The organism is Bacillus sp. EB106-06-01-XG163 (assembly GCF_058791615.1).
Genome location: NZ_JBYTDS010000006.1, coordinates 101,776 through 114,315, shown reverse-complemented (window position 1 = coordinate 114,315; position 12,540 = coordinate 101,776). Strand labels below are relative to the sequence as shown.

Here is a 12,540-nt window from a genome sequence, read left to right as displayed (position 1 = left end):
TTCTAAAAAATTTTATATTTCATTTCATAAAATCCCGCCAATAAGCTGAAGCTAATACAAATGTTGATTTGATTATGCGTCTAACAGCAAAAAAAAGAAGGTGGATGTGATGGCATTGAATAAACCCAAAATCGTGGTTTTAGGTGCAGGTTATGGTGGATTAATGACAGTAACAAGGCTTCCGAAGCATATCGGGGCAAATGACGCTGACATTACTTTGGTCAATAAACACAATTATCATTATGAAACGACATGGATGCATGAAGCGAGCGCAGGAACGCTGCATCATGACCGCTGCAGATATCAAATAAAAGATGTAATCAATGAATCACGGGTCAAATTTGTGCAGGATACCGTAAAAGCGATAGATGTGCAAAATAAAAAGGTGACGCTTTCACAAGGGGACATCCCTTATGATTATCTTGTCATCGGGCTTGGCGCCGTCCCTGAAACATTCGGGATTAAAGGCTTAAAAGAATTCGCTTTTCCGATCGCGAATATTAATACGTCGCGCCAGCTGAAAGACCATATTGAGCTCCAATTTGCGACATACAATACGGAGGCCGAAAAACGCCCTGACCGCTTAACCATCGTTGTCGGCGGAGCGGGCTTTACGGGAATTGAATTTCTCGGTGAGCTTGCGAACCGCAAGCCGGAGTTATGCAGATATTATGATATAGATGAAAGTCTCGTCCGGATCGTCTGTGTCGAGGCCGCCCCGACGGTTTTGCCGGGATTTGATCCGGAGCTTGTCGATTACGCCGTTCAATACCTTGAGAGCAAAGGCGTTGAATTTAAAATCGGCACCGCGGTTCAAGAATGCCGCGCAGACGGTGTCACAGTCGGCAAGAAAGATGAAGAGCCGGAAGAAATCAAATCCCAGACCGTTGTCTGGGCGGCGGGCGTGCGCGGACATCCGATCGTGGAGGAAGCGGGTTTTGAAAATATGCGCGGCCGTGTCAAGGTCAACCCTGATCTTCGGGCGCCGGGACATGATGACGTTTTTATACTCGGCGACAGCTCGCTCTTTATCAATGAAGAGACGGAACGGCCGTACCCGCCGACTGCTCAGATCGCGATGCAGCAAGGAGAAACGGTCGCCAAAAATCTGGGCGGTTTGATTAAAGGAGGCCAGCTTGAAGAGTTCAAGCCTGACATTAAAGGAACCGTTGCCTCCCTCGGTGAGCATAACGCCGTCGGAGTCGTATACGGCAGGAAGCTCAAAGGCACGCCGGCGTCCTTTATGAAAAAGGTCATTGACAACCGCTCGCTCTTTATGATCGGCGGGCTGGGCCTGACGCTGAAAAAAGGGAAGTTTAAATTCTTCTGAAAACCCGCGGCCGCGGGTTTTCTCTTCTTTTAAAAAAGAGCGCTATCAAAAGAATGTAAAAGAAAAAAATGAATGTTTTCGCTTACATGAGTTATTTTGTTACATATTCTGACTTGGTGCTTGACAAGTAAATATGATATATTATCAGAAAATTAAGAAAAAGGGTGATCCGCATGAAAACGACAGCAAAAAGCACGGCGGCGTGTCCGTTCTGCTCAGGTAAAGGGTATTTTCAATTGCTTCTTGGCGGCTCCGAAACATGTCCCTCCTGCCAGGGAAGCGGCAAAGAGAGACGCTGATTTTTCCAGACGTTGACTTTTTTACCGCCCCCGAGGTACACTGAAAGTGCTGTAGGGGGTGGATGTTTGTGATTAGTTTGCCGGTCGTCCTGATCTCAATCGTACTATTTTTTGTACTGTTTTTCGGCATAGGCTTTCTGTTGAACATGCTGCTTAGAATGTCGTGGATTATGGCTGTTGTCTATCCGATTGTATGCCTTTTCATTATCAGCAATAAAAAGATGATCAGTTACGTGCAGGCGCCGGGGGAATCCTTTCAAAGCCTGTTTCAGCGCATCATGTCATTAGCGGTTGCGGATGTCGTGATTTTGGCGGGCGGACTGGCGGGAGCCATCATGTCAGGCATTGCCATAAAGGCGCTCAGAAAAAGAGGATATCAAATGTTTTAAGCCGCTTTCTTATTCGAGAAAGCTTTTTTTGTGTCGCGGCGCTTTTTGTATAGCACCCCACCGAGTTGGGAACAATGACTCGGAGGAGAGTGATTTCAGATTGACGATAATCAGACGCGTATTCATGATCGTGCTCTTTTTGGGCGCATGCCATGCGACATACTTTTCCATAACCGGAGTTGAAGCAAAGGATCTGACAAATTGGATGACGGAACATCGCGGCGCCGTTTTGAAAAACATCGGCACTCCGTTTCAATCCTTACAGAATCAGCCGGAAAAGAAGGCATCAGGCAGGATAAAACCGCTGGAAGAAGCTTTTGACTGGGAACGCTATCCGTCACAAAAGGTGACGGCCACCGGTTATACCGCCGGAGCGGAATCTACCGGAAAATCTCCGGGTCATCCGCAGTACGGAATTACATATTCAGGCGTGAAGGTCAAACGCGATTTATATTCAACTGTTGCGGCCGATCCGTCTGTTTTTCCGATCGGGACGATTCTGTTTATACCGAATTACGGTTACGGGGTTGTCGCCGATACCGGCTCAAAAATTAAAGGCAGCCGCCTTGACCTCTACTTTGACACCGTCAAGGACGTCTATAACAATTGGGGCAAAAAAACACTTGATGTCTACATGATTAAAAAAGGGAACGGCACAGTGACCGAGGACGAACTTGTAAAGCTGAACGAAACCAAGTCGATGCAAGTGTTCAGAAATCAATACAAAACGGTAAAAGAATAAAAACGCTTCAGCATCCGCTGAAGCGTTTTTTACATAAAGAAATAATCTAAAATCAATGTCAGCACAATACCGGTGACGCCGCCGAAGAACACTTCAATCGGCTGATGGCCGAGCAGTTCTTTCAGTTTCTTCTGTTTTTCCTTCTCTTCCGCTTTCTGAAAGTCCTTCGCTTCGCTGACAAACCGATTAAAGTCGATGACCAGTTTATTAATGACCGTCGCCTGTTCACCCGCATGCCGCCTGACACCTGTAGCGTCGAACATCGTAATGACGGCGAAAATCGCGGCGACTGCAAACAGGGGCGAGTCCAGTCCCTGTTCCAAAGCGACTCCGGTTGACAGCGCGGTGACGGCGGCGGAATGGGAGCTCGGCATGCCGCCGGTGCTCGTCACAAGAGACCAGTCAAGTTTTTTGGATACGATAAATTGAATAGGCACTTTTACAACTTGGGCAAAAATAATGGCGGCAAAACTCGCCAGTAAAGGAAAATTCATAAATACATCCATATGCAACATCCTTTCTGTATCTGCTGATTCCGATCGTATCGAAAAACTGCAGAAAACGCCCTTAGTTTGGTAAAATAAAATCAATGAAAAATGTTTTTTCATTATACCACTTTACATAACAAATACCCACATAAGGAGTGTGTACTCATGTTTTATGCATCTGATCAACTGCGGCATCCCGAAACACTGGTCATCGGTCTTTTTCAAAAAAGCACGCTGAACGGATTTACGAAGGAATTGGATGATAAATTGGACGGTCATCTGACCCAGCTGTTAAAGGATGGTGATGTGTCCGCCAAACGCAATCGTGTATCAAAAGTATACCCTCCGGCTGCGACCGGTATGAAACGTATTTATTTTATCGGCCTGGGAAGAGAAGCGGATTATTCGTTTGAAGATACGAAAGAATGCTTTGCACGAGTATTTCAGCAGGTTCATCAAGATAAAAAACAGGAAGTATCCGTTTTGCTCGATACATTCGTCTCCGGGGAAGTGCCTGCCGCCGATGCCGCTCATGCGCTTTCAGAAAGCTGTCTGCTTGCGGTTTACGAAGTGCAGGATTATAAACATAAATCAAATGAGCCGGATCAGGAACTGAAATCAGTCTGCGCCGTGACCGAAGAAGACCTGAGGGAAGTGCAGGCCGGCCTGAACGTCGGCGCGGCATACGGCCAAGGGACGAATTCAGCCCGCACACTTGTGAATATGCCGGGTAATATGCTGACGGCCACTGATTTGGCGTCATATGCCGCTGAGCTGGCGGCAAAATACGATTTCGAGTGTGAAATTTTAGAAAAAGATGAAATGGAAGAGCTCGGCATGGGCGGGCTGCTTGCTGTTAACAAGGGCTCATCCGAACCGCCGAAAATGATCGTTCTGAAGTATCAGGGCAAAGATCAGTGGGAAGACGTTATCGGCCTGGTCGGTAAAGGAATTACCTTTGATACGGGCGGATATTCAATTAAGCCGAAAACCGGCATCGTCGGCATGAAAAGCGATATGGGAGGGGCCGCCTCGGTATTAGGGGCAATGGAAATTATCGGCGAACTGCGGCCTGAACAAAACGTGCTCGCTGTCATACCGTCTACGGACAACATGATTTCGTCCGATGCTATGAAGCCGGATGATGTCATCGTTTCGCTCAGCGGAAAAACCATTGAGATCCTGAACACCGATGCGGAAGGGCGTCTCGTGCTTGCCGACGGCATCACATACGCCAAGCAGCACGGAGCCTCTGTTCTTGTAGACGTCGCAACGTTAACGGGCGGTGTCATTGTCGCCTTAGGGAACGAAATGACGGGCGCCATGACCAATCACGCCGCGTTTTATGAACAGGTGGCGGAATCGGCGAAAGAATCCGGCGAGCCGATCTGGCAGCTTCCGATTACAGAAAAGGATAAAAAACGGGTGAGAAACAGTCAGATGGCTGATTTGAACAATTCTCCGGGAAGAGAAGGCCACGCGATTATGGCGGGGGCATTCATTGGTGAATTCGCGGAAAACACGCCGTGGGTTCATCTCGATATTGCGGGAACCGCAACGGCGAATAAAGCGACATGCTTCGGACCTGCCGGCGCAACAGGCGTCATGGCAAGGACGTTGGCTGTTTTGACTGAGCGCTTTACGCCCGAAAGATAACAGCATCCCGCTGCCTTGATGCAGCGGGTTTTTTGATTTCCAAAATCTTTAGTTGACTAAAGCGCAGAATATATGGTAACTTTAATTATCTACTACATTAGCAAACTAAAGGATTTTTGGAGGGACTCATCAATGAATGCTGTTGTTATCGCAGTATTGCTTATGCTCGTCTTAAGCCTGCTGCGTGTCAATATTATTATAGCTTTAATGATCGGCGCGCTTGCCGGCGGGCTGACCGGCGGCTTAGGCCTAGGAGAGACGGTGAAGGCTTTTACGGACGGTCTCGGCGGAAATGCCACCGTCGCGGTCAGCTACGCGCTGCTCGGAGCATTTGCCGCGGCGCTGACAAAGACGGGGCTTCCCGATGCAATGGTGGAAGCGTCTGTCAAACTAATCGGAAAAAAGGAAGATTCGCGGAAAAAAGCACTGTCAAAAGTGTTAATCGTACTGATTATTTTAATCATATCCTGTTTCTCGCAAAACGTGGTGCCCGTTCACATTGCGTTTATTCCTGTATTGATTCCGCCGCTTTTAAAAATATTTAACGAACTTGAAATAGACCGCAGACTGATCGCGTGTGTGATGACATTCGGACTGACTGCGCCGTATATCGTTCTGCCTGTCGGATTCGGACAGATTTTCCAGGGGATGCTGAGAGATAATATGGCGGCAGCCGGTTTAAAGGTGCCGCTCAGTGATATCCCTTATGCTTTAATCATTCCGACGGCCGGGATGGTAGTCGGTTTAATTTTAGCCGTCATCGTCTTCCGGAAACCGAAGAAATATGAGACGAAGGAGATTGCCGGACTATCGTCTTCTCCTTATACGAAAAAAAGCATTGCCATCGCCTTGATCTCCATTGCCGTGTCGCTTGCCGTTCAGCTCTATCTGTCACAAGTGCTCGGAGTGGAAGGTATGATCATGGGCGCGCTTGCCGGCTTGTTTACGCTGTTTATCAGCGGAGTCATGAAGCGCAATGAAGCGGATAAGCTGATCACGGACGGCATGATTCTGATGGCTTTTATCGGGTTTGTCATGCTTGTTGCGGCCGGTTTTTCAAATGTATTGAATAAAACGGGCGATGTGGCTTCCTTGGTCAAAGCATCAACAGGCTTTATCGGCCACAGCCAATCATTGGGCGCGCTCCTGATGCTGGTGGTCGGTTTATTAATCACGATGGGAATCGGATCATCATTTGCAACCGTACCCGTTATTACGACCATATTCGTTCCGCTGTGCGCTCAGCTCGGATTCAGCCCGATGGCGACGATCGCCGTAATCGGAGCGGCCGCCGCGGTCGGTGATGCGGGTTCTCCTGCAAGTGACAGTACGCTCGGCCCGACGTCAGGCCTCAGCGCCGACGGACAGCACCACCACATTTGGGATACGTGCGTACCGACATTTATTTTCTATAACATTCCGCTTGTGATATTCGGCTGGATTGCCGCACTTGTCCTGTAAAAAAAGGCTCCCGGAAAGGGGAGCCTTTTTGTATGCTGAGAACATCTTACGCCGGGTTTCTGCTGAACCCCGTCGCTTTATGAATAGACCTGTAAACGGCAGGCGCGATTGATGCCAATAACAGTGCTAAAACGATATCTTTTATGAAAAACCATATCATGTAAAACCAGGCCATTCCGTAGCTGATCGGAGCATGAAGCCATAATTTCAGCGCAATATACGTATAGGTCGTGCCAATGATATAAATGACGGCGGTACCGATCAAAGAGGCCCATGCATAATGCAGGCGGCCGGGTTTTTTTGTTTTTTCCAGCAGCCATCCGGCTGCAAATGCCGCCGGGATATAAGCGAGAATAAATCCGCCGCTCTTTCCGATAAACGGCGCAAAGCCTGCTGAGAATTGAGCGAAAACAGGCGCCCCCGCGAGTCCGGCCAATGCGTATACCGTCATTGCAATGGCTGCCCGTCTGGCGCCGAGAAGCATCGCGGCTAACAGACAAAAGAAAGGCTGCAGCGATAACGGAATTCCCGCAACTTGCAAAAAAGGAGCCATTGATGTAATGTTGGCGCCGACGGCCATCAGTGCGGCAAACATGCCGATAAGCGCCATATCGCCCGCGCGAAGGTTGCGTTGTTTCATTTGTTTTTCCCCCTTACACTTGTACCAGATTAGCGTAATCGAAGGGTGATTGATTGTCAACAAAGATTTAACACAGGTTTACTAAATGGAGGGAGCCATATGTTTTTCGGGAAAACGAAACAAACAAAACAGTCGGAACGGATTCCGCCAAATCAAAATGTCACAACGAAGTTTCCCGTGCTTCACGCCGGAAATGTTCCTTATTATGAAGATATGTCAAAATGGAATCTGCAAGTGTACGGACTTGTTGACCGTCCTATGCTGTTAAGCTTTGAAGATATCAAAGCCTTTCCTGAAGCCGAAGTGAAAAATGATATTCATTGCGTTACGGGCTGGTCCCGTCTTGATAATATCTGGCAGGGAATACGCGCCAAAGACATCGCTGAGAAAGCGGGCGTGCACAAAGAAGCGGGATTCGTCATTCTGCACGCTGAAGAGGGCTGGACGGCCAACCTGCCGCTTTCTGATTTTGCGCGGGAAACATCCCTGCTGGCATATGCGCATAACGGCGAGCCGTTAACGCCAGAGCACGGCTATCCGCTCAGAGGCGTTTTCCCCCATCTTTATTTTTGGAAAAGCGCAAAATGGCTGCGCGGCATTCAGTTCACAAAGGAAAACCACCCCGGCTTTTGGGAGAAAAACGGCTACCATATGAGGGGAGATCCATGGAAGAATGAGCGCTTTACATGGGATTAAGCCCCTATCACTATATAGTTCTTAGGTACCTTATTGAAATAAGGTGCTTTTTTTATATCAAAAATCCATTGACTTTGTTTGGCAAAAAACCTATTATTTGAGGTGTCTTTTGATATTGAAAATCATTATCAATAAGCATAGATAAAGCAATTGCCGCAAAGGGGATGAACACATAATGGACGGAAAACAAATAAAGCGGGGTTTCGCGCCGGCCGGCCGATACGCGGTTCCGGGCACAGAAGTAAGAGAAATGCGCTCAAAAGGAGGCCGTATGTATCGTATCTTTGTCTCTTTTCCTCAGGAAGAACCGCCTGCATCCGGCTTCCCCGTCATATACCTGCTCGATGCGAATTCCGTATTCGGCACAATGGCCGAAGCTTTGCGGGTGCAAAGCCGACGGCCTGAAAAAACAGGCGTTGTTCCGGCGGTGATTGTCGGAATCGGCTACCCGACAGATCAGCCGTTTTCCGCCGAACGTCACAGTGATTTTACGATGCCGCTTTCTGAATCAGAACTGCCGGTGCACCCGCGGGGCGCGGCATGGCCCGAACAGGGAGGGGCGGAAGCGTTTCTGAGTTTTATAGAAGAAGAAGTAAAGCCCGCGATGGAGCGGGATTATCCGATCGACAGAGGCAGGCAGACGATTTTCGGCCATTCGCTGGGCGGTCTTTTTGTGCTGCAAGTGCTTTTGACGAGGCCGGACATGTTCCAGACCTATGTTGCCGGGAGTCCGTCAATTCACTGGAACAAGCGTTTTATTCAGGAAAAAGCGGAACGTTTGTCAGACCGGCTCTCTGCGGAAAATCTTCAAGTCAGCGTATTGCTGGCTGCGGGAGAAATTGAAAAAACACATAAAAGCAGAATCCCGCAGCACGCAGAGGCGCTGTACTCTTTATTATCCGGATTTGAAGATGATGGAGTCCGTGCTGAATACAGCGAGTTTAAAGGAGAGGGCCATATTTCTGTCCTGCCCGTTTTAATCAGCAGGGCCCTGCGTTTCTGCCTGAATCCGGGAGGACCGCATACCCCGTATTCTCCCGCATGAGAAAAAACAGGCCCTTCGAACTAAATGCGGCTGATTCTAATTTTCTAATTGACTGCGTGTTTTGATTTGGATATGATTGTCTTGAATCATAGTTGATAATGATAATCATTATCAATATAGAAAGGGAATGATAATATGGACGCATTGGGAATGAAAGGGAAAACGGCCGTTGTCACCGGCGCCGCTCAAGGCATCGGAGAAGCAACAGCGCTTGCCCTTGCTGAACAAGGCGTAAATGTGGCAGCTATAGATACAAATCAAGACTTGCTTCTCGGGCTTACTGACAGACTTCGGAAAAAAGGCGTGCAGGCGCAGGGGTTTGCCGCAGATGTATCTGACAGTGCGGCTGTCAATGATATCATCGCCGCCGTTGAACGCGACATGGGACCTATTGAAATATTGGCGAACGTTGCGGGCGTGCTGCGGCCGGGTCCGGTGCAATCCCTCAGTGATGAAGATTGGGATCAAACATTTTCTGTTAATACGACCGGCGTATTTCATGTGTCACGGGCTGTAAGCCGATACATGATTGAGCGTCAAAAAGGCGCCATCGTTACGGTCGGTTCGAATGCAGCCGGCGTTCCGCGTGCTTCCATGGCGGCTTATGCGGCGTCAAAAGCGGCTGCCGTCATGTTTACGAAATGCCTCGGACTGGAGCTTGCGGCCCATCATATCCGCTGCAACATCGTATCTCCGGGTTCAACGGAAACCGACATGCAGCGGGCGCTGTGGCAGGACGGGAACGGAGCCCGGGACGTCATCAGAGGTTCGCTTGATACATATAAAACGGGAATTCCGCTTCAAAAGCTGGCGAAGCCTTCTGATATTGCAAATGCCGTTTTGTTTCTGGCTTCTGAACAGGCAAACCATATTACGATGCATGATTTATGCGTTGATGGCGGCGCTACTTTAGGCGTTTGATGTAACGAGAAGGAGGGACAAACATGACAAATCAACATTTATTGGCGGAAGTGTCTGCAAAAGAGGTGCTGGACGCTTACAAGCCCGGGGCGTTCTTTTTAGCTTCCCCGAAAAGTACGATGCTTGCGGAAGGAATGTTTGCGGAAGTGCCTGATACAGACGCGGAAAATCAGCTGGATTCACTGCCTGAACGCGTGAGACAGACGCTTCTTGAGGCAAAGCAAGCCGGCATCAAACATCCGATTGCGGCCGGCGCCATTCCTTTTGACGGCAGAAAAGCTTCCCGGCTTTTTGTACCGAAGAATGTCCATACGGCAGGCCCGCTTTCGTTTGCGGAATCTTCCGCAGAAAAGCCGCAATCCAATACATATGACATCCGTCCCGTTCCGGAGCCTGAGGGCTTTATGAGCGGTGTGGAACAAGGCGTATTCAGCATTACGGACGGTCCGCTCAGCAAAATCGTGCTGTCAAGGACGCTTCATCTGACCGCTGAAAAGGATATCGACATTCCACAGGCCGTCAAGCATTTGGCGCAGCACAACCCGCGCGGCTATACATTCGCTGCGGATGTGACGGGAACGTCAGAAACAAGAAAAACGCTTTTCGGCGCAAGTCCTGAACTATTGCTGTCCAAAAACGGAACATCGATTCTGTCCAATCCGCTGGCAGGTTCCAGACCTCGCAGCACAGATCCCGCCGAGGATCAGAGAAGAGCGGAAGAACTGCTGCAATCAGCAAAAGATCTGCATGAACATGCCGTAGTCGTGGCCGCCGTGGCCGCCGCCCTTAAACCGTTCTGCCGTGTGCTTGATGTGCCGGAAAAACCGTCACTCATTAAAACTGAGGCGATGTGGCACCTGTCCACCGAGGTAAAGGGAGAGCTGCGTGATCCGTCAACGACATCACTTGAGCTGGCCATCGCCCTGCATCCGACACCCGCGGTATGCGGAACGCCGACGGATGCGGCGAGAGAAGCGATTCAGGATATTGAGCCGTTTGACCGCAATTTCTACACGGGAATGGCGGGCTGGTGTGATGCTGAGGGTGACGGAGAATGGATTATCGCACTCCGCTGCGCCGAAGCGGAAACAAGGTCTCTCCGGCTCTTTGCGGGTGCCGGGATTGTCGCCGGATCAAAGCCGCAGGATGAATTGGACGAGACCTCGGCCAAATTCCGCACCATGCTCCGGGCGATGGGGCTTTACCAAGATGAGTTGTAAAAAAGGAGGGAACGGATCGTGCTGACTGGATTTACGCCATGGCCGGAAGAATGGGCTGACAAATACCGAAAAGACGGCTGCTGGAAGGATGAGACGTTCGGAGGAATGCTGAAAGAGCGCGCGGCTTTATACGGAAATCAAACTGCCGTGACGTGTAAAGATGTACATTGGACCTACAAAGAATTAGATGAAAGGGCAGATCGTTTAGCGGCGGGGCTGCATAAGCTCGGAATTCAAAAGGAAGACCGCGTTGTCGTTCAGCTGCCGAATATCGCTGAGTTTTTTGAAGTGATTTTCGCGCTGTTCCGGCTGGGAGCGCTGCCCGTTTTCGCGCTGCCTTCTCATAGAAGCAGTGAGATTACGTATTTCTGCGAGTTTGCAGAGGCGAAAGCATACATCATTCCTGATATGCATTCAGGTTTTGATTACAGGGCGCTTGCCAGACAGGTGAAAGACAAACTTCCGGATTTGGCGCATGTCATTGTGGCCGGCGAAGCTGAAGAGTTTCAAGAACTGAGCAGCCTGCATAGAGAGCCTGTTCAGCTGGAAGAGGTAAGCCCGGCGGAAGTCGCCTTTTTACAGCTTTCAGGAGGCAGTACGGGGCTGTCCAAGCTGATTCCGCGAACACACGACGATTACATATACAGTTTGCGCATCAGCGCGGAAATATGCGGCTTGGATCAACACAGCGTTTATTTGGCCGCTCTGCCGACAGCGCATAATTATCCGCTCAGCTCGCCAGGTGTGCTGGGAACTTTATATGCCGGAGGCCGGGTTGTTCTGTCACCGACGCCGAGCCCGGATGACTGCTTCCCGTTAATTGAGAAAGAACGTGTCACGATTACAGCGCTCGTCCCGCCGCTTGCGATGGTGTGGATGGACGCATCCGGTTCGCGAAGTGATGATTTATCAAGCCTTCAAGTGCTGCAGGTGGGAGGCGCCAAATTCAGCGCTGAGGCGGCCCGCCGCGTAAAGAGCGCTTTCGGATGCACCCTTCAGCAGGTTTTCGGAATGGCGGAAGGATTGGTGAATTATACGAGACTGGATGATCCTGAAGAGATCATTGTCAATACGCAAGGCAGACCGATGTCACCTTTTGATGAGGTAAGGGTTTTAGACGATGACGGGCGGGATGTCGCCCCCGGTGAAGCGGGACATTTGTTTACACGCGGCCCTTACACGATTCGCGGATATTATAAAGCGCCTGAACATAATGAAAGATCATTCACAGCCGACGGATTTTATCAGACCGGCGATATCGTCAAACTGACGGCGGACGGCTATATCATCGTCGAAGGGCGTGCGAAAGATCAAATCAATCGGGGCGGTGAAAAAATAGCCGCTGAGGAGGTGGAAAATCACCTTCTTGCGCATCCTGCCGTTCATGACGCGGCCATGGTTTCAATGCCGGACGATTTTCTCGGGGAGCGATCCTGTGTGTTCGTCATCCCGAAAGGAGAAGCGCCGAAACCGGGAGAGCTGAAAGCATTTTTACGTGAGCGCGGATTAGCGGCATATAAAATCCCCGACCGGATTGAATTTATCGCTTCTTTCCCGAAAACCGGCGTCGGCAAGGTCAGTAAAAAGGATCTTCGCGAAACGATCGCCCAAAAAGTAAAGCCGGCTGAAATCAAACAATCTTAAAAAAGGAAG

13 protein-coding genes are annotated in these 12,540 nt (G+C 49.7%); 11 read left to right on the top strand and 2 right to left on the bottom strand.

Annotated features, from left to right (window positions below; translation table 11 throughout):
• Nucleotides 1-109: 109 nt before the first annotated feature.
• The 4 genes from AC3WTF_RS09325 (at nucleotide 110) to spsC (ending at nucleotide 2,760) form a co-directional block, all read left to right on the top strand.
• Complete coding sequence (locus AC3WTF_RS09325; protein ID WP_012118337.1) at nucleotides 110-1,330, top strand: NAD(P)/FAD-dependent oxidoreductase; 1,221 nt, start codon at nucleotides 110-112, stop codon at nucleotides 1,328-1,330.
• A 173-nt stretch (nucleotides 1,331-1,503) separates the two neighbouring features.
• Nucleotides 1,504-1,629, top strand: coding sequence for a YuiA family protein (locus AC3WTF_RS09320; protein WP_007408708.1), 126 nt, complete (start codon nucleotides 1,504-1,506; stop codon nucleotides 1,627-1,629).
• 68 nt (nucleotides 1,630-1,697) lie between these two features.
• Nucleotides 1,698-2,018 carry a YuiB family protein gene (locus AC3WTF_RS09315; RefSeq protein ID WP_003151989.1) on the top strand — a complete coding sequence of 107 codons (321 nt, stop codon included), beginning with the start codon at nucleotides 1,698-1,700 and terminating at the stop codon, nucleotides 2,016-2,018.
• 100 nt (nucleotides 2,019-2,118) lie between these two features.
• Entirely contained in the window at nucleotides 2,119-2,760 is a 642-nt protein-coding gene (gene spsC / locus AC3WTF_RS09310; protein ID WP_012118336.1) for a stationary phase survival protein SpsC, read from the top strand.
• A 29-nt stretch (nucleotides 2,761-2,789) separates the two neighbouring features.
• Here spsC and AC3WTF_RS09305 read toward each other — a convergent pair whose 3' ends face one another.
• Complete coding sequence (locus AC3WTF_RS09305; protein WP_040238935.1) at nucleotides 2,790-3,266, bottom strand: divergent PAP2 family protein; 477 nt, start codon at nucleotides 3,264-3,266, stop codon at nucleotides 2,790-2,792.
• A 147-nt stretch (nucleotides 3,267-3,413) separates the two neighbouring features.
• Here AC3WTF_RS09305 and AC3WTF_RS09300 point away from each other — a divergent pair, with 147 nt between their 5' ends.
• Both AC3WTF_RS09300 and AC3WTF_RS09295 read left to right on the top strand, forming a co-directional pair.
• Nucleotides 3,414-4,904, top strand: coding sequence for a leucyl aminopeptidase (locus AC3WTF_RS09300; protein ID WP_007408704.1), 1,491 nt, complete (start codon nucleotides 3,414-3,416; stop codon nucleotides 4,902-4,904).
• Nucleotides 4,905-5,036: 132 nt separating this feature from the next.
• Nucleotides 5,037-6,365, top strand: a complete 1,329-nt coding sequence (locus tag AC3WTF_RS09295) for a Na+/H+ antiporter family protein (RefSeq protein WP_020956285.1) — start codon at nucleotides 5,037-5,039, stop codon at nucleotides 6,363-6,365.
• 46 nt (nucleotides 6,366-6,411) lie between these two features.
• Here AC3WTF_RS09295 and AC3WTF_RS09290 read toward each other — a convergent pair whose 3' ends face one another.
• On the bottom strand, nucleotides 6,412-7,005 hold the full coding sequence (locus tag AC3WTF_RS09290) for a biotin transporter BioY (protein ID WP_007408702.1): 594 nt from the start codon (nucleotides 7,003-7,005) through the stop codon (nucleotides 6,412-6,414).
• 99 nt (nucleotides 7,006-7,104) lie between these two features.
• Between AC3WTF_RS09290 and AC3WTF_RS09285 the strand changes: the two genes are divergently transcribed.
• The 5 genes from AC3WTF_RS09285 (at nucleotide 7,105) to AC3WTF_RS09265 (ending at nucleotide 12,531) form a co-directional block, all read left to right on the top strand.
• Nucleotides 7,105-7,701: a sulfite oxidase-like oxidoreductase gene (locus tag AC3WTF_RS09285; RefSeq protein ID WP_020956283.1), complete on the top strand. Its 597-nt coding sequence runs from the start codon at nucleotides 7,105-7,107 to the stop codon at nucleotides 7,699-7,701.
• A gap of 175 nt (nucleotides 7,702-7,876) precedes the next feature.
• Nucleotides 7,877-8,746, top strand: coding sequence for an alpha/beta hydrolase (locus AC3WTF_RS09280; RefSeq protein WP_492314240.1), 870 nt, complete (start codon nucleotides 7,877-7,879; stop codon nucleotides 8,744-8,746).
• A 135-nt stretch (nucleotides 8,747-8,881) separates the two neighbouring features.
• Nucleotides 8,882-9,667 carry a 2,3-dihydro-2,3-dihydroxybenzoate dehydrogenase gene (locus AC3WTF_RS09275; RefSeq protein WP_020956281.1) on the top strand — a complete coding sequence of 262 codons (786 nt, stop codon included), beginning with the start codon at nucleotides 8,882-8,884 and terminating at the stop codon, nucleotides 9,665-9,667.
• 23 nt (nucleotides 9,668-9,690) lie between these two features.
• Entirely contained in the window at nucleotides 9,691-10,887 is a 1,197-nt protein-coding gene (dhbC, locus tag AC3WTF_RS09270; RefSeq protein WP_007408698.1) for an isochorismate synthase DhbC, read from the top strand.
• An 18-nt stretch (nucleotides 10,888-10,905) separates the two neighbouring features.
• On the top strand, nucleotides 10,906-12,531 hold the full coding sequence (locus AC3WTF_RS09265) for a (2,3-dihydroxybenzoyl)adenylate synthase (RefSeq protein WP_047936087.1): 1,626 nt from the start codon (nucleotides 10,906-10,908) through the stop codon (nucleotides 12,529-12,531).
• Nucleotides 12,532-12,540: the final 9 nt, after the last annotated feature.

Bases quoted from the DNA above. Each gene is read 5' to 3' on its own strand.
- AC3WTF_RS09325 (WP_012118337.1), top strand. From the start codon at position 110: ATGGCATTGAATAAACCCAAAATCGTGGTTTTAGGTGCAGGTTATGGT.
- AC3WTF_RS09320 (WP_007408708.1), top strand. From the start codon at position 1,504: ATGAAAACGACAGCAAAAAGCACGGCGGCGTGTCCGTTCTGCTCAGGT.
- AC3WTF_RS09305 (WP_040238935.1), bottom strand. From the start codon at position 3,266: ATGGATGTATTTATGAATTTTCCTTTACTGGCGAGTTTTGCCGCCATT.
- AC3WTF_RS09300 (WP_007408704.1), top strand. From the start codon at position 3,414: ATGTTTTATGCATCTGATCAACTGCGGCATCCCGAAACACTGGTCATC.
- AC3WTF_RS09295 (WP_020956285.1), top strand. From the start codon at position 5,037: ATGAATGCTGTTGTTATCGCAGTATTGCTTATGCTCGTCTTAAGCCTG.
- AC3WTF_RS09290 (WP_007408702.1), bottom strand. From the start codon at position 7,005: ATGAAACAACGCAACCTTCGCGCGGGCGATATGGCGCTTATCGGCATG.
- AC3WTF_RS09285 (WP_020956283.1), top strand. From the start codon at position 7,105: ATGTTTTTCGGGAAAACGAAACAAACAAAACAGTCGGAACGGATTCCG.
- AC3WTF_RS09280 (WP_492314240.1), top strand. From the start codon at position 7,877: ATGGACGGAAAACAAATAAAGCGGGGTTTCGCGCCGGCCGGCCGATAC.
- AC3WTF_RS09275 (WP_020956281.1), top strand. From the start codon at position 8,882: ATGGACGCATTGGGAATGAAAGGGAAAACGGCCGTTGTCACCGGCGCC.
- dhbC (WP_007408698.1), top strand. From the start codon at position 9,691: ATGACAAATCAACATTTATTGGCGGAAGTGTCTGCAAAAGAGGTGCTG.